The 23696-nt window shown below is 70.7% G+C and carries 19 protein-coding genes; 10 read left to right on the plus strand and 9 right to left on the minus strand.

Going from position 1 to position 23696, the window contains the following annotated elements; all coding sequences use genetic code 11:
• Window positions 1-44: 44 nt before the first annotated feature.
• Complete coding sequence (locus OHA21_RS51410) at window positions 45-1934, plus strand: Hsp70 family protein (protein WP_328468306.1); 1890 nt, start codon at window positions 45-47, stop codon at window positions 1932-1934.
• Here OHA21_RS51410 and OHA21_RS51415 read toward each other — a convergent pair.
• Both OHA21_RS51415 and OHA21_RS51420 read right to left on the minus strand, forming a co-directional pair.
• Window positions 1921-2319: a hypothetical protein gene (locus OHA21_RS51415; RefSeq protein ID WP_328468308.1), complete on the minus strand. Its 399-nt coding sequence runs from the start codon at window positions 2317-2319 to the stop codon at window positions 1921-1923. The two genes, OHA21_RS51410 and OHA21_RS51415, sit on opposite strands and share 14 nt — an antisense overlap.
• 50 nt (window positions 2320-2369) lie before the next feature.
• Complete coding sequence (locus OHA21_RS51420) at window positions 2370-3404, minus strand: alpha/beta fold hydrolase (protein WP_328468310.1); 1035 nt, start codon at window positions 3402-3404, stop codon at window positions 2370-2372.
• Between the two features lie 100 nt (window positions 3405-3504).
• On the opposite strand from OHA21_RS51420, the gene OHA21_RS51425 reads away from it, so the two are divergent.
• Window positions 3505-4488: a DUF389 domain-containing protein gene (locus tag OHA21_RS51425; protein ID WP_328468312.1), complete on the plus strand. Its 984-nt coding sequence runs from the start codon at window positions 3505-3507 to the stop codon at window positions 4486-4488.
• Between the two features lie 126 nt (window positions 4489-4614).
• Here the strand turns inward: OHA21_RS51425 and OHA21_RS51430 are convergent, their stop codons facing one another.
• Window positions 4615-5241, minus strand: coding sequence for a TetR/AcrR family transcriptional regulator (locus tag OHA21_RS51430; protein ID WP_328468313.1), 627 nt, complete (start codon window positions 5239-5241; stop codon window positions 4615-4617).
• 99 nt (window positions 5242-5340) lie between these two features.
• Between OHA21_RS51430 and OHA21_RS51435 the strand changes: the two genes are divergently transcribed.
• The 3 genes from OHA21_RS51435 to OHA21_RS51445 all read left to right on the plus strand — a co-directional run bounded on the left by OHA21_RS51435 (window position 5341) and on the right by OHA21_RS51445 (window position 7600).
• Window positions 5341-6450: a hypothetical protein gene (locus OHA21_RS51435; RefSeq protein ID WP_328468315.1), complete on the plus strand. Its 1110-nt coding sequence runs from the start codon at window positions 5341-5343 to the stop codon at window positions 6448-6450.
• A 530-nt stretch (window positions 6451-6980) separates the two neighbouring features.
• A complete protein-coding gene (locus OHA21_RS51440; protein WP_328468317.1) occupies window positions 6981-7295 on the plus strand; it encodes a hypothetical protein in 315 nt (104 codons plus the stop codon).
• Window positions 7205-7600: a lysylphosphatidylglycerol synthase transmembrane domain-containing protein gene (locus OHA21_RS51445; RefSeq protein WP_328468319.1), complete on the plus strand. Its 396-nt coding sequence runs from the start codon at window positions 7205-7207 to the stop codon at window positions 7598-7600. The genes OHA21_RS51440 and OHA21_RS51445 overlap by 91 nt, the downstream gene beginning before the upstream one ends.
• 26 nt (window positions 7601-7626) lie before the next feature.
• On the opposite strand, the gene OHA21_RS51450 is transcribed toward OHA21_RS51445, so the two are convergent.
• The 3 genes from OHA21_RS51450 to OHA21_RS51460 form a co-directional block, all read right to left on the minus strand.
• Entirely contained in the window at window positions 7627-8241 is a 615-nt protein-coding gene (locus OHA21_RS51450; protein ID WP_328468321.1) for a dihydrofolate reductase family protein, read from the minus strand.
• A gap of 115 nt (window positions 8242-8356) precedes the next feature.
• A complete protein-coding gene (locus OHA21_RS51455) occupies window positions 8357-11710 on the minus strand; it encodes a CARDB domain-containing protein (RefSeq protein ID WP_328468323.1) in 3354 nt (1117 codons plus the stop codon).
• A 195-nt stretch (window positions 11711-11905) separates the two neighbouring features.
• Complete coding sequence (locus OHA21_RS51460; protein ID WP_328468325.1) at window positions 11906-13132, minus strand: NAD(P)/FAD-dependent oxidoreductase; 1227 nt, start codon at window positions 13130-13132, stop codon at window positions 11906-11908.
• A gap of 136 nt (window positions 13133-13268) precedes the next feature.
• Between OHA21_RS51460 and OHA21_RS51465 the strand changes: the two genes are divergently transcribed.
• From OHA21_RS51465 to pntB, 3 genes are all read left to right on the plus strand, one after another.
• Window positions 13269-15398: a transglycosylase domain-containing protein gene (locus tag OHA21_RS51465; RefSeq protein ID WP_442875053.1), complete on the plus strand. Its 2130-nt coding sequence runs from the start codon at window positions 13269-13271 to the stop codon at window positions 15396-15398.
• 185 nt (window positions 15399-15583) lie between these two features.
• A complete protein-coding gene (locus tag OHA21_RS51470; protein ID WP_328468327.1) occupies window positions 15584-17107 on the plus strand; it encodes a Re/Si-specific NAD(P)(+) transhydrogenase subunit alpha in 1524 nt (507 codons plus the stop codon).
• 4 nt (window positions 17108-17111) lie between these two features.
• Complete coding sequence (pntB, locus tag OHA21_RS51475; RefSeq protein WP_328468329.1) at window positions 17112-18551, plus strand: Re/Si-specific NAD(P)(+) transhydrogenase subunit beta; 1440 nt, start codon at window positions 17112-17114, stop codon at window positions 18549-18551.
• Between the two features lie 73 nt (window positions 18552-18624).
• Here pntB and OHA21_RS51480 read toward each other — a convergent pair whose 3' ends face one another.
• Window positions 18625-19089, minus strand: a complete 465-nt coding sequence (locus tag OHA21_RS51480; RefSeq protein WP_328468331.1) for a hypothetical protein — start codon at window positions 19087-19089, stop codon at window positions 18625-18627.
• A 336-nt stretch (window positions 19090-19425) separates the two neighbouring features.
• Here OHA21_RS51480 and OHA21_RS51485 point away from each other — a divergent pair, with 336 nt between their 5' ends.
• Window positions 19426-20061 carry a CAP domain-containing protein gene (locus OHA21_RS51485; protein ID WP_328468332.1) on the plus strand — a complete coding sequence of 212 codons (636 nt, stop codon included), beginning with the start codon at window positions 19426-19428 and terminating at the stop codon, window positions 20059-20061.
• A gap of 26 nt (window positions 20062-20087) precedes the next feature.
• Window positions 20088-20636 (plus strand): glycine zipper family protein, encoded by a 549-nt coding sequence (locus OHA21_RS52895; protein WP_442875225.1) that lies wholly within the window; start codon window positions 20088-20090, stop codon window positions 20634-20636.
• A 28-nt stretch (window positions 20637-20664) separates the two neighbouring features.
• Here OHA21_RS52895 and OHA21_RS51490 read toward each other — a convergent pair whose 3' ends face one another.
• Both OHA21_RS51490 and OHA21_RS51495 read right to left on the minus strand, forming a co-directional pair.
• The gene (locus OHA21_RS51490) at window positions 20665-22221 is read right to left on the minus strand and encodes a beta-N-acetylhexosaminidase (RefSeq protein WP_328468334.1); all 1557 of its coding nucleotides are present in this window, start codon (window positions 22219-22221) and stop codon (window positions 20665-20667) included.
• 48 nt (window positions 22222-22269) lie between these two features.
• Window positions 22270-23655, minus strand: a complete 1386-nt coding sequence (locus OHA21_RS51495; protein ID WP_328468336.1) for a S28 family serine protease — start codon at window positions 23653-23655, stop codon at window positions 22270-22272.
• Window positions 23656-23696 lie beyond the last annotated feature (41 nt).

Here is a 23696-nt window from a genome sequence, read left to right on the forward strand (position 1 = left end):
CGCAGGACCCCCCTTCAACGACGACTACCTACGGAGCGAATCCGATGTACGCACTCGGCATAGACCTGGGGACCACCTTCACCGCCGCCGCCACCTGGCGCGACGGCCACGCCGAGATCGTCCCGCTCGGCAGCCGCGGCGCCGCCATCCCGTCGGTGGTGCTGCTGCGCGACGACGAGACGTTCCTGACCGGTGAGGCCGCCAACCGGCGCGGACTGACCGAACCGAACCGGGTCGCCCGCGAGTTCAAGCGGCGGATGGGGGACACCACGCCGATCCTGCTGGGTGGCGTACCCCAATCGGCGGAAGCCCTGGCGGCGCGCATGCTGCGTGCGGTGGCCGACCAGGTGATCGGCCGCGAAGGCGGCCCGCCGTCGGCGACCTGCGTGTCCTACCCGGCCAACTGGGGTCCCTACAAGACCGACCTGATGCGCCAGGCCGTGCGGATGGCCGACCTGGCCGGACCGGTGACCTACACGACCGAGCCGGAGGCGGCCGCGGTCAGCTACGCGCAGCAGCAGCGCATCGAGCCCGGCGCGATCGTCGCCGTCTACGACCTGGGTGGCGGGACGTTCGACGCTGCGGTGCTGCGCAAGACCGGCATCGGCTTCGACATCCTGGGCCGTCCGGAAGGCATCGAACGGCTCGGCGGCATCGACTTCGACGCCGCGGTCTTCAACCACGTGCGGACCGCGCTCGGCAGCAAGCTCGCCGAGCTCGACGAGGAGGACTCGGCCGCGATCGCCGCGGTCGCCCGGCTGCGCGAGGAGTGTGTCGAGGCCAAGGAGGCGCTCTCCTCGGACACCGACACCTCGATCCCGGTGCTGCTGCCGAACGTCGTCACCGAGGTACGCCTGACCCGCTCCGAACTGGAGGCCATGGTCCGGCCCGCGCTCTACGGCTCGGTCGAGGCGCTGAAACGCGCGATCCGGTCCGCCGACTGCGCCCCGGAGCAGCTGCACTCGATCCTGCTGGTCGGCGGCTCCTCCCGGATGCCGATCGTGGCGCAGATGGTGACCGCCGAGTTCGGCCGGCCGGTGGCGGTCGACGCGCACCCGAAGCACGCGGTGGCGCTCGGCGCGGCCTGGCTGGCCAGCGGCACGCCGGAGCAACAGCAGCAGCCGGCCGCCGGCACGGCGCCGTTCCGCGCCGCAGCATCGGTTCCGGCAGCCCCGCCGCCCCCGCCCCCGGCTCCGGTAACGGATCGAACAGCGGTCGTCTCGCCGCCTCCCGCGCAGTCCATTCCGCGGCCGGTTCCGCCGCCGGCCCGGCCGGTCTCGGTTGCGCCGGTCGCCTCCGGGGTGGCTTCGGTGCCCTCGGGCCCGCCGCCGCGGCCCGCGCCCACCGCCCGGCCTGCCGGGGGCTCGCGCAAGAAGAAGCGCATCCTCGCCGGCACCGCACTCGCGCTGGCCGTCATGCTCGGCGCCGCCGGCGTCGCCTACGCCCAGTACGGCGGCCGCGACGACAGCGGCAAGCAGCTCACCGGCGCCGGGGCGAGCACCGCGCCGAGCGTCGCCGTGAGCCAGGCGCCGGCCGACGAGCAGTGCACCGACGAGATCAAGGCGAACAAGCGGTGGGTCTGCCTCACCTCCGCGGTGATCGCCGACGGCAAGCTGACCGTCGCCTACGAGGTCGACTACGCCGGCTCGAAACCGGATGTGAACGGCGGCTACCACCTGCACGTGTACGGCGGCGACGGCGAGTACCCGCCGGACCACGCGATGGGCTCGCACGCGGCCAAGAGCGAGCAGGGCGAGTGGTACGTCGAGGACGACGAACCGTCCGTGCTGGGCACCGGCGAGGACCGGTTCGTCCGGGCGATCGGCGACTCGGCGAAGGTGTGCGCCCGGATCGCGCTCGCCGGGCACGGTCTGGTGCAGGACGACGACTCCGGCTACCGGACCGGCAACTGCGTGCCGATCACCCGGAAGTGACGCGGTGCAGCAGGAGCCAGGCGTCCGCCGGGAACAGGGTCTGCGCCAGCCGCCAGGTGAGCCGTGAGTAGTAGGGGCGGGCTTCGGTCGTACCGATGATCCGGGGTTGATCCACCGGGTGGTCGACGCCCCGCCAGCGGATGGTGCAGCCGCCCGCGGCCTGCACGTTGCGCACCCAGTTGGTGCCGGCGCCCCAGGGCAGGTTGATCACGAAGGTGTCCGGGGTGGCGGTCACCGCGATCGGTACGGCCAGCGCGCGCCCGCTCTTGCGGCCGCGATGGTGCACCACGGCCCAGATCGGGAACCAGCGCCGGCCGGCCAGCACGCGGACAGCGGGGGCGGTGGCGCGGGCCATCCGCCATGAGGTGTTCGCCGGTGCAGTCATGCGGTCGATCGTCCACCGCCGGCGTCCGGTGCGGCTATGGCGGAATTCCGCTATCCCGGGGTGCCGCGCAGGGCGTACGCCACCGCGTCGGTGCGGCCGCGCGCGCCGATCTTGCGGTAGAGATTGGCCAGGTGGCGCTCCACGGTGTGCACCGCGATGCCCAGCCGCCGGGCGATCTCGGTGTTCGAGTCGCCGGCCGCCAGCAGTTGCAGCACCTCCTGCTCGCGGGGAGTGAGCCCGGTGCTGTCCAGCGCCGGGCGGTGCACCCGCCCGGTCGTCACGAAGTCGGTGACCAGCCGCAGATCGGTCGCCGCGTCCTCGACGAACAGGGTGGGCGTCGATCCGGGCCGCTCCACGAGCCGGGCGTCCGGCAGCCCGTCGGTCATCCGCCGGAACACCTCGACCGGTATCTGCTGCTCACCCTGCCGATGCAGAACCAGGGTGGGCGCACGCACCCGCGCGAGCTCGCCGGTGACATCGATGTGCCGGGCCGCGTCGAACCAGGCCCTGGCCACCGGCGCGGTCGTCGCGGTCCGGAACGCCTCCGCGGTCCACCGCCCTGACGGCGCCGAGTCCCAGCCCAGCCAGGCCGTCGCGGCGGCGTCGGCGAACAGCGACCAGTCCTGGTCGACCAGCGACAGCAGCGCCTGCGTCTGAGCCGGCCCCATGGCCTCGCGCAGCCGCGGCGAGCCACCGAACAGGACCATCCGCTCCACCCGGCTCGGCTCGCGCGCCGCGAACGCGATCGCTGTCGTCACCGAGTGGTAGTAGCCCAGCAGCGACGCGCGCTGAATGCCGGCGGCGTCCAGCACCGCCCGGAGATCCCGCAGGTGGGCGTCGACGCCGAGGTCGTCCAGGTCGATCCGCCGGTCGGAGCTGCCGGTGCCGCGGCCGTCGTAGAGCACCACGGTCAGATTCCGGGCCAGGCCGAGATAGGCGGCGCGGAACGCCGGGATCCGCCACTGCGCCACGATGTTGCTCAGCGAGGGCATCCAGACCAGCACCGGACCCTGGCCGAAGACCTGATAGCCCAGCGTCACACCGTCGTCGGTGCGGGCGAGGCGTACCTCGGGCCGGCTCTCCACCCGGCCAGTATCGCCGACGTCATCCCGCGCGGGTGAGGACAGTCCGGCGAGCGCCGGGCAGGCTCGCAGCCATGCCCACTGTCGCAGGTGGTCACCCGAGATGACCCTGATCCGTACGCGCGTGACGGACGCCGACCTCGACCGGATGGTCGGCCGGCTCTTCCTCGACACCCGCCGTCAGCGCACCGCGTTCTGGGTGCTCCTGGTGCTCGCCGCGGTCATCGCGACCGCCGGAGTGGTGGCCGACTCGGACGCCACGGTGATCGGCGCGATGATCGTCGCCCCGTTGATGACGCCGATCCTGGGCACCGGCTTCGGTCTGGTCCTCGCCGAGCGGCGGCACATCGTGGGAAGCGTCCTGCTCGTCGTCGCCGGCGCCGTGGTCGTCATCGTGATCGGTTACGTCCTCGGGCTGCTCGTGCCCGGCCCGATCGTGGCGGACACCAACTCCCAGGTAGCCTCCCGCGTGCACCCCGAGCTCATCGACCTGGTCGCCGCGCTCGCCACCGGCGCGGTCGGCGCCTTCGCGCTGGTGCGCTCGGACGTCTCGGACACCCTGCCCGGGGTGGCCATCGCGATCTCGCTGGTGCCGCCGCTGGCCGTGGTGGGCCTGACCCTGGAATCGGGTGCTCCCGGTCAGTCCGCGGGCGCGTTGCTGCTGTTCGCCACGAACGTCGCCGCGATCGTCGCGACCGCCACGGCCGTGCTGATCGGCTACCGGGTCCGCGCGGCGGCGGAGGCGGTGGGCCGGCCGGTGGGCCGGCTGCGCCCGCTGACCCTGGCCGTCATCGGGCTGGTCGTGGTCCTGGTCGCGATCCCGTTGACGATCAGCAGCGCCCAGGTGATCCGCGACCAGTCGATCGTCTCCACCGCGCAGCCGGTAGCCGAACGCTGGGCCCAGTCCCAGTCCTGGAGCGTCGTCGACGTCACGATGCAGCAGGGGGTGCTGCAGGTGGCGGCGGTCGGGCCGCCACCGAGCGCCGACCCCTCGACGCTGCGCCAGGCGCTGAACGACGCCGGTCTCGCCGACGTCCCGGCCCGCGTGTCCCTGGTGGTCGGCGGCTTCCGCGACCTCCCGGCCTGAGTCACGCGGGGTTCGGCACCGCTGGGTCACGCGGGGTCCGGCACCGCTGGGTCACGCGGGGTCCGGTATCGCTGGGTCACGCGGGGTCCGGTATCCCTGGGTCACGCGTGGTCCGGCACCTCTGAGTCACGTGCGGTCCGGCGCCCCGGAGGAGAGCAGCATGGTGGCGCCGGCCGCGTAGTCGGCCGGCGTGGTAGCGGTGCCGAGGATCTGGTGCTGCAGGATAAAGCCCTGCACCAGGCTCAGCATGGCGGCGCCGACGTCCTCCGGCACGGCGTCCGGCGGCAGGTTGCCGGCCGCCTGCCAGCGGCGGGCCACCTCGGCGCAGTGCCCGCGCAGCCGGTGGAACGCGCCGCCGACCCGCTCGCGCAGCTCGGGGTTGCGCAGCGCCTCGGCCCAGACTTGCAGGGCGATGCGGGTCAGGTCCTGACCGGTGACCGGGTCGTTCATGGCGCGCCCGACGACGCCGTTCACCATGTTTGTCACCGCTTCGGCGGGTGACGGGGTGGCGTTGTCGGCCAGCAGGCGGACGAACACCTCGTCCGCCGTGCCGATGACGGTTTCGGCGACCGAGCCGATGATCTCCTCCTTGCTGCGGAAGTAGCTGTACACCGCCCCGGCCGACATCCCGGACGTGCGGATGATGTCGGCCATCGAGGTGGCGTGGAACCCCTCCTTGGCGAAGCAGGCCGTCGCCGCAGCGAGGATCTCGGCGCGGCGGTTGGCGCGGTGCTCGGAGGAAACGCGTGGCATGGCTCTCAGCTTAAAAGCGAACGTTCGTTCTTGACAACGTCCCGCGCGGCGGCGCACGCTGGTTAAAACGAACAACCGTTTTATTTTGGGGGAGTAGACATGGCCGCATCCAAGTCGTCCTGGCCCGAAGTGGCCGCGGTGGTCGGCCTGCTGACGGTGATCATCAGCGTGCTGCTGACCGCCTTCGCCTGGCCGGCCGTGCGTTCCTCGGTGCACGACGTGCCGATCGCCGTGGCCGGCCCGGCCGCCGCAACCGGGCAGGTCACCGCGGCTCTGGAGCAGCGCATGCCCGGCGCCTTCGACGTCACCCTGGTCGCGGACAGCGCCGCCGCCGAGGCCGCGATCCTCGACCGCGAGGTGTACGGCGCGATCGACCTCAGCACCGGCAAGCCGCAGGTCCTCATCGCCTCCGCCGCCAGCGCCTCGGTCGCCCAGGCCTTGCAGCAGGTGGCCACCGGCCTGGCCCAGGCCGCCCCGGGCCCACAGGGTGCCACCGGCAACGCCGGCACCGCCGGCAGGTCCGACAGCCCCGGCGCCGCTGGCACGCAGGCCGCGCCGGGTGCTGCCGGTGCGCAGGGTCCGGCGGTCACCGTGCGGGATGTCGCCGCGCTGCCGGCTGACGACCCGCGCGGCGCTGGGCTGGCCGCTGGATCGTTGCCGCTGATCATCGGTGGGCTGCTTGCGGCGCTCCTGCTGACCAACCGGGTGCGGGGCACCGGCCGCCGGATCGCCGGGGCGTTCGCCTTCGCGGTCACCGGTGGGCTGGCGATCGCCGCGATCCTGCAGTTCTGGTTCGGGTCGCTGGGCGGTGACTACTGGCTCAACGCCGGCGTGGTCGCGCTCTCCACCGCCGCCATCTCGCTCACCCTGCTGGGTCTCGAGTCGCTGCTCGGCCTTCCCGGCTTCGGCCTGGGCGCGGCCGTCATGATGCTGGTCGGCAACCCGCTGTCCGGCATGGCCACCGCACCGCAGATGCTGCCCGGCTGGTCCGGCGCCCTGGGCCAGCTTCTTCCACCGGGCGCCGCCGGGACGCTGCTGCGCTCGACCGCCTTCTTCGACGGCGCCGGCGCCATTCAGCCGCTGATCGTGCTGCTGGCCTGGCTCGCCCTGGGCACCACCCTGTGCCTGCTGAGCGGCCTCCGCAAGTCCCGCCGCGCGGCCCCGGCCGACATCACCGCCGCGGAGCCGGTCCCAGCGGTCGTCGCCTGACCACCAGCGCGTCCGGAGCGGCGTGGCCAAGCACGCGGCTCGTAGGGGTTCCCGAATGCCGGCACACCCGTGGCGGGTGTAGGTACACCCGCTGCGGGTGTGGCGGTTTATTCGGAAGGTCTCCCGCCGCAGAGCGCCGGCCGCCGCGCGCTATGCCCTGCCAGCCGGGGCGGGTCCGGCGGGATCGAAGAGAGGGCGGCCTGGGTGTGCGCCTGCACCGCGACCCGGCCCATCCGGCACATCTCGCGATCGAGGCGGGCGGGGGCGGCCGCCGACTCGGGACCGATGGCGAAACCCCCCGACGCCGAAAGCCCCTTAGAGGAAGCACACCGTCCGCCGAGCCGTGAAGGAAGCACCACCGTCCGCCGAGCCGAAGGAGGGCTGATGCGCACCATCAACGCACACGTCGGCCCCGGATCGGTTGTGGGTGAGGGGGCACGGGCTTCGGGCGTACGCCGCTGGTTGGGGATCGGGCTGGTTGCGGGCGCCGCGGCTGGTGCGGTGGGGGGCTGCGCGGGCGTGTTCCTGAGGTGGCTGACGTCCTCGCGGTTGTCCGCGAGATGGAGCCCGGCTGGCTGGTGGTCGCGCTCGCGGCGCAGGTTCTGTCCCAGGTGGCGTTTGCGCAGCAGCAGCGGGTGCTGCTTGCGGCGCTCGGCGTGCGGGTGGCGGGCCGGGAGATGCTGGCGATCACCTACAGCCGGTCGGCGATCAGCATGGCGCTGCCGGCCGGCTGGTCGCCCGGCGCATCCCGGGGGTGCGCCAGGGACGCATCCGGCAGGCAGTCGAGGCGGCCCGCGCGGTTACGGCCGGTGATCGGGCATGGGCCATCGGGTACGCCGTACTGAACTGGCTTCTCGACCTGATCTGCCTGGTCGCCGTCGCGCAGGCCTGCGGAGTCCCGCTGAGCTGGTCGCGGACCGCGACGATCTATCTGGGGGTTCAGCTCGTCCGGCAGGTGCCGCTCACCCCGGGTGGGATCGGGCTCATCGAGGCCGGCCTGCTCGCCGGCCTGCTGGCCGCCGGCACCCCGGAGACGGCAGCGGCAGCCGTGGTGCTCGGCTACCGGCTGCTCTCCTTCTGGCTGGTCATCCCGATCGGCGGCGCCGCCTACCTGGGTCTCGGCCGCCGGAACAGCCGCCGGAGGAGATGAAAAGCCGGAAAAGCCGGGCCGGCCCGCTATTCGCCGGTGGGCACCTGGTCCTTGACGTCGTCGTAACCGACCGGCGCCGGCGGCTCGGCCGGGGTGTAGATCACCCGGATCACGCCGGTCGGATAGGCCTCGGTCGAGGCGACCTTCAGGTGGTACGCGCTGTCGCCCTCGTCGAACAGCTTCTTGCCCTTGCGGGCCGCGACCGGGTGGACGTACAGCCGCAGTTCGTCGACCAGGCCGGCGGCGAGCAGCTGCTGCACCACGGCGATCGAACCGGGGATGAGGATGCCCTTGATCCCGGCATCGGCCTTGAGCGCGGTCACCGACGAGATCAGGTCGTCCTTGATCACCTCGGAGTTGCGCCAGGTGAACTCGAGCGCCTGGCGGGAGACGACGACCTTGCGCATGTCGCCGAGCTCCTTGGCGAACGGCGCGTCGTCGCCGCCGGCTGCCTCGCGGTCGGGCCAGGCGCCGGCGAAGCTGTCGTACGTCTCGCGGCCGATGAGCAGCACGTCAGAGGTCTTGTAGTCCTCGCCGACGGCGTTGCCCATGTTCTCGTCGAAGTAGGGGAAGTGCCAGTCGGGGTCGATCTCGGCGACGCCGTCGGCCGAGATGAACAGGGTGGAGATGACCTTCGCCATGGTGGTGTCCCTTCGCTTCGCGATGTGTTCGAAAGGTGGACCAGCGCAGCATCCCAAACTCATCGGTGGGGCGAGAGAAGAGGGGGACGTGCCGGGCGGCACGTCCCCCTGCGGATCAGTTACCGCTGATGACGAACTGCGAGCCCGGCTGGGTGACGATGTTGCCGTCGGCCGAGTTGGTGATCGTGACGTTGGACAGGGTCGCGTTGCCGCGGGCCCCGCTCATCGCCAGGATGCCGGCCCCGTTGTTCGACTTGTCGATCTTCACGTTGGTGATCTGAACGTTCGGCATGTTGCCGCCGCCGTTCTTGAACTGGATGCCGTCGTACGTCGAGTCGATGATGTCGGTGTCGCGGATGGTCACCCCGACGATGTCCTTCGTCGACGGGAACAGTGTGATCGCCCCGAACTCCTGGTCCTCGTTCCAGAACGCGCCGCCCGTACGGTAAAGGCCGTTGTTGGCCAGCAGCGTCGTGCCGGAGAAGGGCAGTGGGCTGTGGTCGGTGGCCAGCATGATGCCCGGGTAGTTGGCGGTGTCGGAGACCAGGTTGTTCTGGGCCGAGTTGTTGTAGCCGCCGTAGATGGCGATGCCGTTGGCCCGCCAGGGCAGCTGGATGGTGTTGTTCAGGAAGTGGTCGTTGTGGTTGATGTCGACGTTCTGGTCCTTGACGTACGGGTTGGCCCAGATCGCCAGCGCGTCGTCACCGGTCGTGCGGAACGACGAGTTGAACACCCGTGAGTTGCGCGTGCCGTTGGAGAAGTTGATCCCGTCGGCGAAGGTGTTGCGGATCCGCATGCCGGTGAACTCGAGGCCGTCGCCTGGGTTCCAGTAGGCCGGGGTGTCGGAGTAGTCGCGGCCGACCCAGGCGCCGACGTTGACGTGCTCGATCCACACGTTGCTGATCTTCGTGTTCTTCCCGAACCGCCCGTTCAGGCCGTGCCCGCGGTTGGCCCGGTTCTGCGTGTTGCCGAAGATCGCGATGTCGGAGATCTGGGTGTTGTCGTCGATGTCGAAGCCGACGTTGCCCTCGTGCGGGTGGTTGATGTTGCCGGTCACCTGGTGCGGCTGGGTGTTGGAGTAGAGCTGCGAGTGCCACATGCCGGCGCCGCGGATGACGACGTTGCGGATGCCCTTCTGGTTGAACTGGCCGCGGTTCGGGTCCGGCGAGAGGATCTTCTGCTCCTGCCGCCACTGGCCGGCCGGGATCCACACGCAGCTGATCACGCCGTTCTCGTCGTCGGTGACCGCCCGCTGGATGGCGGCCGTGTCGTCGAGCCCGTCGTTCGGGACCGCGCCGTACTGGGTGATCGAGGTGCAGCCGGCGGGCTGGGCGGCGGCCGGCGCGACCTGCTCCAGGTCGATCAGGTCGATGATGTAGAACGCCGCGGAGTCGCCGGCGTCGCGCTGCAACTTGAAGCGGGTGCCGGCCGGGTACGCCTGCGACAGCAGAGCGTGTGACTCGTCGAAGAGCCGGCGGGCGTCGGGTCCGGGCGAGTTGGACAGCGACTCGGTGTCGTCGGTGGTGCCGTACAGCCAGCTGTTGCGCGACGACAGGGTGAGCTTGCGGTTGAAGACGTCGTTGACGTACAGGCTGATCGTCGCTTCCTGGCCGCCGCCGGAGGCGGAGTCCGGGATGGAGTTGCGGACGACGATCGAGTTCGCCTGGTTCGTGGAGGTGAACTCGACGAACTGCCCGGTGCTGTTCAGCCGCACCGACTGCCGGCCGGAGGACTCGCTGCCGAAGTTGGTGTGGCCGAAGGTGCGCAGCGGGTCGGTCTGCACGAGTGTGCCCTGGTAACGGGCGGCCTCCGCCTCGTACTCGGTGTACGGCACGGCGGCGCCACGCCCGACCACGATGGCCTTCGAGAAACCGTTGTTGGACTCGTTGGTCTCGGTCACCACACCGGCTGAGTCAGCCGTCGCGGTGGCGGTGGCGCCGCCGCTGGTGGCCGTCCAGGTGCCGCTGATGGCGACGGTCGCGGTCGCACCGGCGGCTATCGACGGGGTCGGCCCGGTCAGGGTGGTGCTGCCGACCACGAGCCGGGTGGTGCTGGCGGGTGCGCTGCTCGTACCCCGGTTGGTGACGGCGACGCTGAAGCTGACCGTCGCGCCTACCGCGGGGTTAGCGGGGTTCGTGTTGATCGCGGTGACCTGCAGGTCGGGACCGGGCGCCTGAGCCACTACCAGCGCGGACGACGCCGTGTAGGTGTTGTTGTCGTTGTTCTGCTCGGCGACGGTGTTCGCCGGGTCGGCCACGACCGAGACGGTGTAGCTGCCCTGCGCCTTGGCGCCGACGTTGGCCGAGACGGTGGCCAAGGCTCCAGCGGCGAGCGCCGGCACGTCCGCGCTGCCGGCGAGGGTGCCGCCGAGCCGGAAGTCGACCTTGGTAGCGGCGGCTGCGGCGGTGCCGTTGTTCTTCACCACGGCGCTCAGGGTGATCGCGCTGGTCTCGCTGGGGGCGGCGGGTGTCCAGGTGGCCGCGGTCACCACCAGGTCCGGGTTCGGCGCCCAGGCGCCGACGACCTGCAGGTCAGCGACCTGGCCGCCGGGAGCGCCGGTGTTGCTGAAGAACTGCAGGCGTACGTCCGAAGCCCGCCCGCTCACCGGAATGGTGACCGAGTTCTGGTTGCCCGACGGGTTGAAGGCGTAGTCGGCGCGGGCCTTGAGCTCGGTGAACCCGGTGGCGCTGCCGGCCCGGCCGAGGACCTGGATGTTCTGCGTGCGTGCGCCCCACACCGGGTCCGGGTTGAGCTTGACGACGACCCCGGTGACGTCGGCGTCGGAGCCGAGCTTCACGGTGAGTGTCGACGGGAAGCCGTTGGACTCCCAGTAGCTGGTCGGGCTGGCGTCGTTGGCGTTGCCGGCGACGAACGTGTGCACGCTCGACGAGGCCTCGATCGGCTTGCTCGCGGCCAGGTTGGCGCCGGCCGGCGGATCCGGGTCGGGGTCGACCGGGCCGGCCACGCCGTACACCTCGAGCTCGGCGAGCTGCCCGGCCGGCCAGCCGGTGTTGGCGGTGATGTGCACCCGCACATAGCGGACCGTCGCCGCGGCGAAGTTGATCGTCACGGTGTTGGCGGTGGCCGGGTTGAACACCCGCCCGGCCGAGGCGGACAGGGTGCTGAAACTGGACCCGTTCGTGCTGCCCTGCACGCTCAGCGTCTGCGTGCGGGTGGCCCACGCGGTGGCCGGCGGCAGCTTGAGGACGACCTGGTCGACCGCCACGGAGCTGCCCAGGTCGACCTGGACCCACTGCGGGAACACGTTGTTCGGGCTTTCCCAGTAGCTCTGCTGGTTGCCGTCGGTGACGGCAGAGGCGGGCTGGGCGCCGAGGGCGCCGCTGGCCGAGGTGGGTTTGCCGGCGGCCAGGTTGGGGCCGCCGGCGGCGTGGGCGGCCGGGGGAGAGATGCCGAGGGTGATCAGGGCGGCTGCGAGGGCCACCCCGATCAGCCGTCTACCGAGCTTCATGGTGTCCGTCCTGGGGGATGCGGGTGACGGTGGCGAGATATTCCGAACCGTGCAACGCAAAATTTCGTAGTCCTGCCGAGTTTTTGCGGCAAGGGGCATTCAATGTTTCAGATGTGTCACTGGTTCGTCAACGCTCGGACAGCATCGATCCCGCCGCTGTCGCAGCGACGGGGATCGGTGATCAGTAGCGGACGCTCAGACCAGTTCGGTGAGCGGCACGTCCGGGTCGGCCAGGGCCTTCTCATCGACCGCGCGGCCCGCCCACCCAGCGCGGACCAGCGCCTGGATGTCGTCCTGCACGTCCCAGACGTCCATGTTCATGCCGGCCAGCACCCGGCCGCCGGTCACCCAGAACGCCAGGAACGGCCCGGCCGGGTCGCCGCGGAACACCACCCGCTCGTAACCGCCGGTCGCGACCCAGCCTGCGTACTCCATGCCACGGTCGTACTGGTCGGTGAAGAAATACGGCACCTTCTCGTAGCTGACCGTCTCGCCGAGCATGGAGCGGGCCGCCGCCGGACCGCCGTCGAGCGCGTTCGACCAGTGCTCCACCCGGATCCGCCGGCCCAGCAGCGGGTGATCAAAAGCGGCCACATCGCCGGCGGCGAAGATGTCCGGATCGCTGGTGCGCAGGTCGGCGCCGACCGCCACGCCGTTGTCCACCATCAGCCCGGCGCGCTCGGCCAGCTCGGTCGCGGGGGTGACGCCGACACCGATCATCACCAGGTCGGCGGGCAGCTCGGAGCCGTCGTCGAGGACCACCCCGGTGTCCCGGATCTCCCGCACGCCGGTCTCGAACCGGAACGTGACGTCATGCGCGCGGTGCAGCCCGGCGAAGACCGCGGCGACCTCATCGCCCAGCACCCGGCGCAGCGGCGCCCGGTCCATCTCCACCACGGTCACCTCGGCGCCGTGATGGCGGGCGGCCGCGGCCACCTCCAGGCCGATCCATCCGGCGCCGATCACCACGACCCGGCGGGCCGCGGGCAGGTCGGTGACCAAGCGGTCGGCATCGGGCAAGAAGCGCAGATAGCGTACGTTCGGACGATCCGCGCCGGGCACATCGAGGCGGCGTACGCGTGACCCGGTCGCCAGCAGCAGCCGGTCGTAACCCAGCGGCTCCCCGTCCTCGAGCGTGACGGTGTGAGCGGCCGGGGCGATGCCGGTGGCCCGCACGCCTAGGCGCAGGTCCACGTCGTGGTCGGCGTACCAGCCGGCGTCGTGCACGAACGCCTTGTCCCGGGGATCGGTCCCGAGCAGATACTGCTTGGACAGCGGCGGACGCTCGTACGGCCGCTCGTTCTCCGCACCGATCAGCGTGACCGGCCCTGCGAAGCCCGCGGCCCGCAACTCGCCGGCCGCCCTGGCGCCGGTCAGCGAGGCCCCGATGATGACGAATCCGGCCATGGCGACCTCCCGCAAGTCATCCACCATCGTGGACCTCGACGCGCGTGATTGCCAGCGGGCTCACAGGTTGCGCACCGGGTGATCGGTTGCCGGTTGTGACGTTTTTCCCTTGGGCTGCAGGGTGCAGATCATGCTGGTTAGCCTGGGTCGGGTGACTGCGCGCAAACCGTTTCGGGAACGTCGGATCCTTCGCAGCGCGGGTGTGCTGACCGTGTGCGGCATGCTGGCCGGGCTGGTGGTCGCGGCTGCGTCCTTCCCGGCCGTGGCGATGTCCGGGCTGGCGGCCAAGGCCGGCTCGGAGGAGCTGGGTGAGCTGCCGACCGAGCTGATCGAGCAGTCGTCGCCGCAGGTGTCCCGGGTCTACGCCGCCGACGGCCGGACCCAGATCGCGGTCATGTATGACGAGTTTCGCAGTGACGTCCCGCTGAACAAGATCTCGCAGCACATGCAGGACGCCATCGTGGCGGCCGAGGATCACCAGTTCTACTCCCACCACGGCGTCGACCTCAAGGGCGTCGCCCGGGCGTTCGTCAACAACAACCAGGGCGGCGCGCAGCAGGGCGCCTCCACGCTGACCATGCAGTATGTGCGGATGGCGCTGGCCTACTCGACGACCAGCCCGCAGGAGGTGGTGGCCGCCACCGAGGACACCGCGGAACGCAAGCTCTCCGAGATGAAGTACGCGATCCAGGTGGAGAAGCAGCTCACCAAGCAGCAGATCCTGGAGCGTTATCTGAACATGGCGCCGTTCGGCAACGGGGCGTACGGGATCAATGCCGCCAGCCAGGTGTATTTCGGCAAGTCGCCGGCGGAGCTGTCGGTGGCCGAGTCCGCCCTGCTGGCCGGCATGGTGAAGGCGCCGACCGCGTTCGACCCGACGACGAAGAGCGGCTATCCGCAGGCGCTGGACCGGCGCGACTACATCATCGGCAACATGCTGGAGCTCGGGCAGATCACCGCCGCCGAGGCCGCCGCGGCCAAGAAGGTGGCGGTGGTCCGCACGACGAACCGTCCGACCAGCGGCTGCGTGTCGGTGGCGAAGAACCACTGGGGTTTCTTCTGCGACTACTTCTACCGGTGGTGGCTGAGCCAGGACGCGTTCGGCGAGACGTCGTACGAGCGGGAGCGCCAGCTCAAGAGCGGCGGCTACCGGATCGTCACCACCCTCGACGTCGACGCCCAGTCCGCGGCCCGCAAGGAGATCACCGAGCGGCAGAAGGACAGCAACCCGAACGCGCTGATGCTGGCCGCGGTCGAGCCGGGCACCGGCGCCGTCCGCGCGCTGGCCGCGAACCGCAAGTTCAAGATCGACAACGCGGACGATCCGCAGAACGAGCTCTCGTCGAACCCGGCCGAGGCGCGCAAGGGCATCCGCGGCACCTACCCGAACACCACCAACCCGATCATCACCGGCAGCGCGAACCTGACCGGGTATCAGGCCGGATCGGTGTTCAAGATGTTCACCATGGTCGCCGCTCTGGAGGCCGGGATGGGGCTGGACACCGCGATCTACTCGCCGCAGCGGTACAAGTCGGAGTACCTCGACTCGGCAGCCCCGGCGGGGTGCGGCGGCTACTACTGCCCGAGCAACGCCTCGGCGAGCGAGTCCGGGACGTTCAACATGTGGACGGCGTTCGGGCGGTCGGTCAACACGTATTTCGTACCGCTCCAGGAGCGGGTCGGCGCGGAGAACGTAGTGGACGTGGCGAAACGGTTCGGCGTGCAGTTCCGCGAGCCCGGGGACGCCGAGCGGGCGAACGACGAGGACCAGGCGCACGAGTGGGGAGCGTTCACGCTGGGCGTCTCGGACTCCACGCCGCTGGACATCGCGAACGCGTACGCGACGCTGGCCGCCGACGGTAAGTACTGCACGCCGACGCCGATCGAGAGCATCACCGCCGAGGACGGCACCGTGCTGGAGACCGGCCGGCCCGACTGCACCCAGGCGACCACGGCGAACGTGGCCCGACGGGCGCTCGACGCGGCCCGCTGCCCGGTCGGCGACCGCGCGCAGCTCGGCAACTGCGGCGGCTCGACGGCGCCCCAGGTGCGCAGCGTGGTCGGCCACCCGGTGTTCGGCAAGACCGGCACCACCGACAACGACAAGACCGCCGCGCTGGTGGTCGGCACCCGGTCCCTGGTGGTCGCCGGATACCTGGCCAACCCCGACTGGGCCGCGCACACCGACCGGATGTCGCACGGCATCGTCAACCCGGCGGTGTACGAGACGCTGGCCGACTACATGGACGGCAAGCCGGTCGAGGAGTTCCCCAAGCCCTGACCGAGGGTGCGCGGTTCGAAGCCTGAGCGTGAAATTCCGGTGTTTTTCTGTACGCCGGACTCTGGGAATCTGATGCCGGGCCACCTAACCTCTGGCTACCGACGGGTAACAATTCGTCGGTAATCGTTGAACCGGTGGCCCGCGTCACACGTTTTCAGGATCAACTTCAACCGAGGAGTCAACTGATGATCATCGGTGTACCGCGCGACCCGGATCCGGGTGAGCGGCGGGTGGCGGCGACACCCGCCACCGTGGCGGAGTTGGTCAAGTTGGGATACGGCGTCGTGGTGGAGTCCGGCGCCGGGTCGGAGTCCTCGTTCTCCGACGAGGCCTACGCGAATGCCGGGGCGACCATCGGCGACCCGCTGGCCGCCGACATCGTCTTCGCGATCAACCCGCCGCCCGCGGAGCAGCTCGACAAGTTCGCCGAGGGCACCACGCTGATCGGCATGCTCAACCCGCGGCTGGCCCCGGAGTTCGTCGAGGAGCTGGCCCGCCGCCCGATCACGGCGCTGTCGATGGACGCGGTGCCGCGCATCTCCCGCGCCCAGTCGCTGGACGTGCTCTCCTCGATGGCCAACATCGCCGGTTACCGCGCGGTCGTCGAGGCGGCCCACGCGTTCGGCCGGTTCTTCACCGGCCAGGTCACGGCCGCCGGCAAGGTCGCGCCGGCCAAGGTGCTGGTCGCCGGCGCGGGCGTCGCCGGCCTGGCCGCCATCGGCGCCGCCGGCAGTCTCGGAGCGATCGTACGGGCCACCGACCCCCGCCCCGAGGTGGCCGACCAGGTCAAGTCGCTGGGCGGCGAGTACCTGTCCGTCGAGGCCGCCGACGTCGAGGTGTCCTCCACGGGGTACGCCAAGGAGATGTCCGACGACTACAACGAGCGGGCCGCCCGGCTCTACGCCGCGCAGGCCGCCGAGGTCGACATCGTCATCACCACCGCGCTGATCCCCGGGAAGCCCGCGCCCCGGCTGATCACCGCAGCCATGGTGGCGACCATGAAACCGGGCAGCGTGATCGTCGACATGGCCGCCGCCAACGGTGGCAACGTCGAGGGCACCGTCGCCGGCGAGGTGGTGGTCACCGCGAACGGCGTCACCATCATCGGCTACACCGACCTCCCCGGCCGGCTGCCCGCACAGGCCTCCCAGCTGTACGGCACCAACCTGGTGAACCTGATGAAGCTGATGACGCCGGAGAAGGACGGGCAGCTGGTCCTGGACTTCGACGACGTCGTGCAGCGCTCGATGACTGTCGTACGCGATGGGGAACTGACCTGGCCGCCGCCCCCGGTGTCGGTCTCGGTCGCGCCGGCCGCGGCCCCGGCTGCTGCGGCTGCCCCCGCCGCGGCTCCGGCCGCGAAGAAGCGTGGCCGCGGGCTGGTGTTCGCCGGCGCCGGTGCGGCCGCGTTGTTCCTGCTCACCGCCCTCGCGCCACCCGCTCTGCGCGGGCACCTCACCGTCTTCGCCCTGGCCATCGTCATCGGCTACTACGTGATCGGGCACGTGCACCACGCCCTGCACACCCCGCTGATGTCGGTCACCAACGCGATCTCCGGAATCATCGTCGTCGGCGCCCTGCTCCAGATCGGCCACGGCGACACCGTCGTGACCGCGCTGTCGTTCGTCGCGATCCTGCTGGCCAGCATCAACATCTTCGGTGGCTTCGCGGTGACCCGCCGCATGCTCGCCATGTTCTCCAGGAGCTGATCCGATGACCGTCGAAACCGCTGCCCAGGCGGCCTACCTCGTCGCCGCCCTGCTCTTCATCCTGGCGTTGGCCGGCCTGTCCAGGCACGAGACGGCGAAGGCCGGCAACGCCTTCGGCATCGCCGGCATGGCGGTCGCGCTGGCCGCCACCGTGACCCTCGCGATCGCCAACGAGATCAGCACCACCGGGCTGATCCTGCTCGCCGTCGCCACCGTGATCGGCGCCGCGATCGGCCTGTACCGGGCCCGCAAGGTCGAGATGACCGGCATGCCGGAACTCATCGCTCTGCTGCACAGCTTCGTCGGCCTGGCCGCCGTGCTGGTCGGCTGGAACGGGTACCTGCACGTCGAAGCACACCTGGACGGCGCCGAGGCGGCGCTGCTGGACAGCCAGGACATGCTCGGCATCCACAGTGCCGAGGTGGTCATCGGCGTCTTCATCGGCGCGGTCACCTTCACCGGGTCGATCGTCGCGTTCCTCAAACTGTCCGCCCGGATCAAGTCCAGCCCGCTCATGCTGCCCGGCAAGAACGCCCTGAACATCGGCGCGCTCGCCGCGTTCGCCGTGCTCACCGCCTGGTTCGTGATCGACCCGAGCCTGTGGCTGCTGGTCGTGGTCACGGCGATCGCGCTGCTGCTCGGCTGGCACCTGGTCGCCTCGATCGGCGGCGGCGACATGCCGGTGGTGGTCTCGATGCTCAACAGCTACTCCGGCTGGGCCGCCGCGGCCGCCGGCTTCCTGCTCGAGAACGACCTGCTCATCGTCACCGGCGCGCTGGTCGGCTCGTCCGGTGCCTACCTGTCGTACATCATGTGCAAGGCGATGAACCGCTCGTTCCTGTCGGTCATCGCCGGTGGCTTCGGCATCGAGGCCGGCCCGGCCGCCGACAAGGACTACGGCGACCACCGCGAGATCAACGCCGAGGGTGTCGCCGAGCTGCTGACCAGCGCCGAGTCGGTGATCATCACGCCGGGGTACGGGATGGCGGTCGCCCAGGCGCAGCACGGCGTCGCCGAGCTCACCCGGGTGCTGCGCGAACGCGGCGTCAAGGTCCGCTTCGGCATCCACCCGGTCGCCGGCCGCCTGCCCGGCCACATGAACGTGCTGCTCGCCGAGGCCCGCGTGCCGTACGACATCGTCCTCGAGATGGACGAGATCAACGACGACTTCGCGGGCACGTCGGTGGTGCTGGTCATCGGCGCCAACGACACCGTGAACCCGGCCGCCACCGAGGACCCGGCCAGCCCGATCGCCGGCATGCCCGTGCTCACCGTCTGGGAGGCCGACGACGTGATCGTCTTCAAGCGGTCCATGGCGTCGGGCTATGCGGGCGTACAGAATCCGCTGTTCTTCCGCTCCAACTGCGCCATGCTCTTCGGCGACGCCAAGGAGCGCGTCGACGACATCCTGCGCGCTGTCACTGCCGGGGTCGCCGCCCGCTGAACACTCGGCTGGCGCTCAGCGCTGTCTGCGCGGCCGCAAGACGACACTGAGCGCCAGCCGGGTCGGGGATCGGTCAGTCGCAGTGTTCGGAGAGGGGGGACAGCCACGAGGTGAGGGTCGGGCCCATCGCCTTGTTGACGTCCTCCGGTGTCTTGATCGCGCCGAAGAACTTGGCGTCGGTGGACTTGGCATGCATCTGCTCGGCGGTCTTCTTGCCGTCGGCCTGCAGCTGCTTGTCGGCGCTCGACTTGGTGGCGTCCTGGACCGCGGTGGCGAAGGCGGCGAGCGACTGCTGGGCCTGGGCGATCGTGGTGCGGTCGCTGACGAGGGTGGTGAGCGATTGAGCGTACGGAGCCATGTTCTTGCCGTATGCCTGAGCGAGCGCCTCGCAGGCCGCGCCGACCGCCGGGGTTGCGGCTGGGGAAGCGGCCGCCGGCGCGCTGGCGGCGGTGTCGGTGCCCGAGTTCGGCGCGGTGCCGCAGGCGGCGGCGGTCAGCAGGGCTCCGCCGGCGAGCAGGGTGGAGATGACGCGGCGCATGGAGCACACCCCCAGTTTCGGTAGGGTCGGGGAACGAGCGAGAGGTTGGGAGCGCTCCCACTCGACCGTGCACCCTACGGTGGCCAGCGGCGAATGTCGATACTCGTTATTTTTCGGTGAGCCGAGTCTTAAGGCTTCCTTAGGAACTCGTTCCCGGTGATCTTTGCGCGGATAGTTGTCCCGCCCCTACCGGAAACAGTCAACGAGGTGAAGTTCGTGCCCACCGCTCCCCGAATTCGTACTGGCCTGATCGTCACCTGTGCCTTCGGCGCGATCGGTCTCGGCTTCGCAGGGATCGCCGTGGGGCAGTCCTCATCCTCTCCGGAGGCTTCCCCCGTGGCTGCGACCGGTGCGGTCGTCGACGAGGCGCCGACCGGCGAGCCTCTGCTCACCGAAGTCGAGCCGTCCGCGGGCGCTCCGAGCCCGGCTGCCAGCCCGAGCAGCCAGCCGTCGCCCTCGGTGACCAGCGCTACGCCGCGCCCGACGCGCACCGCCACCAAGCCGTCGAAGCGGCCCTCGCCCACGCCGGCGAAGACCACGAAGACGGCCACGCCTACCAAGAGCAGCACGGCCGCGACCGGTGAGTCCGCCCGGGTCACCGAGGTGATCCGGCTGGTCAACGTGGAGCGCAAGGCCGCCGGCTGCGGCGCCCTCACCGGCGAGAAGCGGCTGCACGCGGCCGCGCAGAAGCACTCCGACCTGCAGGCCGAGAAGAACACCATGTCGCACCAGCTGCCCGGCGAGGCCAGCATGGGTGACCGGGTCACCGCCGAGGGCTACCGCTGGGGCGGCGTCGCCGAGAACGTGGCGGCGGGCTACACGACGCCGGCGGCGGTCATGGACGGCTGGATGAACAGTCCCGGTCACAAGGCCAACATCCTGAACTGCGGCTACAAGCACATCGGGGTGGGCGTGAAGAAGTCGTCCGAGGGCACGCTGTACTGGACGCAGAACTTCGCCTCGCCGCTCTGACGCGGGCGCTCCATCGCGTTACCTGTCTGGTCGGCGGCTCGCGCGACCGAGCCGCCGTTGGGGCGCGCTTCGGTGGGGTTGTTGGGTGTCTGGTGGGCGGCTCGTGCGGACGGGCCGCCGTTGGGGCGCGCTTCGGTGGGGTTGTTGGGTGTCTGGTGGGCGGCTGGCGCGGACGGGCCGCCGTTGGGGCGCGCTTCGGTGGGGTTGTTGGGTGTCTGGTGGGCGGCTCGTGCGGACGGGCCGCCGTTGGGGCGCGCTTCGGTGGGGTTGTTGGGTGTCTGGTGGGCGGCTGGCGCGGACGGGCCGCCGTTGGGGCGCGCTTCGGTGGGGTTGTTGGGTGTCTGGTGGGCGGCTGGCGCGGACGGGCCGCCGTTGGGGCGCGCTTCGGTGGGGTTGTTGGGTGTCTGGTGGGCGGCTCGTGCGGACGGGCCGCCGTTGGGGCACGCTACGGGCAGGTTGTTGGGTGTCTGGTGGGCGGCTCGTGCGGACGGGCCGCCGTTGAGGCACGCTACGGGCAGGTTGTTGGGTGTCTGGTGGGCGGCTCGTGCGGACGAGCCGCCGTTCAGGCACGCTAGGGTAGGCAGGGCGGGGCGGCGGCAGGGGCTAGTGGGACCAGTTGATCTGTGGGGAGCGGTAGAAGCCGACACCCCGCTGCTCCCACCGCGGCCCGTAGGCGCCGAGCCGCGCCCGGAAGGAATCCCAGTCGCGGTCCGGTGACCAGCCGAGCTCGGCGATAGCGGCGAGCCGCGGAAACGCCATGAACTCGATGTCGTCGAGGGAACGCAGGGTCTCCGACCACAGCGGAGCCTCCACCCCCAGCACCGCACTCTCCGGCACATCGCTGAGGTGGGTGCCGGGGTCCCAGTCGTACGCCGTCTGCACCTCGATGTAGGCCGCCCAGCTCAGCCCGAGCCGGGTAGAGGGGTCGTACTTCATGTCGAGGTAGGCCCGGTTCGCCGGCGACATGATCACCTTCGTGCCGGCGGCCACCGCGGCCGCGAGTGTCGCGTTCTGCGTCTCCAGCCCCCAGTACTGGGCGACCGCGCGGTTGGCGGCCGGCGCCTGCGCGATCTCGTTCCACCCGTACGCCGTCTTGCCGTACTTGGCCACCAACGGCAGGACCCGCTGCTGGAAGGCGACGTAGTCGGCATCGCTGGTCGCATGCGCCTCGTCCCCGCCGATGTGCAGGTAGCGCCCCGGCGTGATCGCGGCCAGCTCCCGGATGACGTCCTCGACGAACCGGTAGGTGACCTCCTTGCCGATGCACAGCGAGCTGTAGCCCACCACCATGTCGGTGCGCGGCGGCGGCGCGACCCCGTCGCAGGTCAGTTCCGGGTACGCCACCTGGGCCGCGTTGACGTGCCCCGGCATGTCGATCTCCGGAACGATCGTCACGTACCGGTCGGCGGCGTAGCGCACCAGGTCGCGGTAGTCCGCCTTGGTCAGGAAGCCGCCGCCGGCCCCGTCGACCCTGGTGCCCGGCGCGCCGCCGACCGTGGTGAGCCGCGGCCACGAGTCGATCTGGATGCGCCAGCCCTGGTCGTCGGAGAGGTGCAGGTGCAGGTGGTTGACCTTGAAGCGGCTGATCTCGTCGACGTACCGTTTGATCTCGGCCGGCGTGTGGAAGTGCCGGGCCAGGTCGAGCATCGCCCCGCGGTAGGCGAACCGCGGGAAGTCGGTGATCTCACCACCGGGCAGCACCCACCGGCTGCGCTGCGGGGTGCCCGCGTCGATCGCCGGCGGCAGCAGCTGCCGCAGGGTCTGTGTGCCGGCGAAGAGCCCGGCGTTGCCGTTGGCCCGCAGCGTGACCGCCGTGCGCTGCACGCGTAGCCGGTAGCCTTCCGCGCCGAGCCGGGACTCGCGCCCGAGGGTGAGGGAGATCTTCGGCGTGCCGGCCCGGGCCCGCTCGACCACGGGAAGCCGGTAGCCGGTGGCCGGGCGCAGCGCTTCGGCGAGGCGTTCGGCCACGCCCTGTGCGGACCGGGGCGCTTCGATGACCGTACGCGCGGTCAGCTCGAACGCGGAGCGGTCCGGTCGCACCTCGACCGGGGCGGGCACGACGCTACCGAGGGAAACTGCCGGACGCGTCGCCTCGGCCGGGGCCGAGGCGACGGTCAGGGTCAGCACACAAGCGAGAAGAGCGGCCAGTCGGGTACGCATGACCCGACCTTATATACAGCGGTTTGAATCTGTGAAGACTGTTTCTAATTACCGGCCGGCGAGGTTGCGCCGGTGATCACCGAGCATGTCGTCGATCGGCAGGCCCGTGGTGAAGGTCGACAGGGTGGACTGCACGCCGGCCCAGCGGCGCAGCGTGGCCGTGGCCTCGGCGGCGTCCTCCGGAGCGAGCCGGGAGATGTTCGCGCCGTGGTTGGCGCCCGGGGCGACGTACAGGGCCGAGTCGCGCCGGCTGGGCCGGAACCGCTCGGCGCCCCACGGGTCGTTCTCGCCGTAGACGAAGAGCATCCGCTGCGCGGCGGTCCGAACCCAAAGATCAACATCGATCATCGGTACGGGGTTGTGCGTACGCCGCAGTTCCTTGGGCAGTGACGAGTTCGCCGTGTAGAGGCCCGGGTGATTGCGCAGGCCGCGGAGGTGCTCGAAGCGCAGGCTCGGCCAGCCCAGCTGGGAGGCGGCCTGGAAGTAGTACGGCCAGTAGTACTCCAGCGCCTGGTCGGTGTAGAAACTCCAGCCGGCCACCGTGTCGATCCAGGTCCAGATCTCGTCGTCGGTCGCCGTGGCGGCCGTGGGCACGCTCGCGCAGTCGGCCTCGGAGCTGTACTGCCAGAACGCCCACACCGAGTCCAGAACCGTCATCTCGAACGAGCGGTCCGCGGTGCCGATGCTGCGGTTGAAGGTCCAGCCCTGCTCGGCCGCCTCCGCCGCCAGCCGCGGCACGAACCGGTCCCGCCGGCGCAGCGCCTCAGCCTGGACGTTGTCGAGAGCCGTACGGCATTCCGCTGTGCCGACGGTGTCGAAGAACTTGTCGTAAGCGGTGTCCAGCGGGTTGATCACGTCGTTCGGGGCCACGTACGCGACCACGCCGTCCACGTCGTTCGGGTAGAACCGGCGGTGGTAGACCGACGTCATGCCACCCTTGCTCGCGCCGGTCTGGATCCAGCGCCCGTCGTAGATCGTCTTGAACGCGGTGACGATCCGGTGCTCGTCGGTCGCCTCCTGCCAGATGTTCAGGTCCGACCAGTCGGCGTCCGCGGGGCGCGACGGGGTGAAGAAGCGGTGCTCGACCGACACCTGGTTGGCGTTGAGCAGGGCGGTCGGCTCGGTCTGCGTCGGGCGGGGGCTGGCGGCCAGGCCGTAGCCGTTGGTGGAGAGCACCACCGGCGAGTCGCTGGAGCGGTGCAGCAGGGTGAGCCGCTGCTCGTACGTTCCGGCTTTGGGGTGCCGGTGGTCGGCGGGCTGGCGGTAGGTCAGGACGAAGAACCGGTAGCCGGTCCCCTGGGTCTCGGAGACGACGGACAGTCCGGGGATGGCCGCCAGCTGGTCCAGCAGCGGGTCATCCGCGGCGTGCGCGGCGGTGGCGGGGGTGATCGCCACCAGCAGGGAGGTGAATACAGCCACGATGCGTAGTTTCACGATCGACACCATATCGACGAGCTGCGATTGCCGGGACCCCC

The sequence above is a fragment of the Actinoplanes sp. NBC_00393 genome, assembly GCF_036053395.1.
Taxonomy (GTDB): Bacteria; Actinomycetota; Actinomycetes; order Mycobacteriales; family Micromonosporaceae; genus Actinoplanes.

Excerpts from the sequence above, each read along its gene's own strand:
- OHA21_RS51410 (WP_328468306.1), top strand. The coding sequence starts at position 45 with ATGTACGCACTCGGCATAGACCTGGGGACCACCTTCACCGCCGCCGCC.
- OHA21_RS51415 (WP_328468308.1), bottom strand. The coding sequence starts at position 2,319 with ATGACTGCACCGGCGAACACCTCATGGCGGATGGCCCGCGCCACCGCC.
- OHA21_RS51425 (WP_328468312.1), top strand. The coding sequence starts at position 3,505 with ATGACCCTGATCCGTACGCGCGTGACGGACGCCGACCTCGACCGGATG.
- OHA21_RS51430 (WP_328468313.1), bottom strand. The coding sequence starts at position 5,241 with ATGCCACGCGTTTCCTCCGAGCACCGCGCCAACCGCCGCGCCGAGATC.
- OHA21_RS51435 (WP_328468315.1), top strand. The coding sequence starts at position 5,341 with ATGGCCGCATCCAAGTCGTCCTGGCCCGAAGTGGCCGCGGTGGTCGGC.
- OHA21_RS51450 (WP_328468321.1), bottom strand. The coding sequence starts at position 8,241 with ATGGCGAAGGTCATCTCCACCCTGTTCATCTCGGCCGACGGCGTCGCC.
- OHA21_RS51455 (WP_328468323.1), bottom strand. The coding sequence starts at position 11,710 with ATGAAGCTCGGTAGACGGCTGATCGGGGTGGCCCTCGCAGCCGCCCTG.
- OHA21_RS51470 (WP_328468327.1), top strand. The coding sequence starts at position 15,584 with ATGATCATCGGTGTACCGCGCGACCCGGATCCGGGTGAGCGGCGGGTG.
- pntB (WP_328468329.1), top strand. The coding sequence starts at position 17,112 with ATGACCGTCGAAACCGCTGCCCAGGCGGCCTACCTCGTCGCCGCCCTG.
- OHA21_RS51480 (WP_328468331.1), bottom strand. The coding sequence starts at position 19,089 with ATGCGCCGCGTCATCTCCACCCTGCTCGCCGGCGGAGCCCTGCTGACC.
- OHA21_RS51490 (WP_328468334.1), bottom strand. The coding sequence starts at position 22,221 with ATGCGTACCCGACTGGCCGCTCTTCTCGCTTGTGTGCTGACCCTGACC.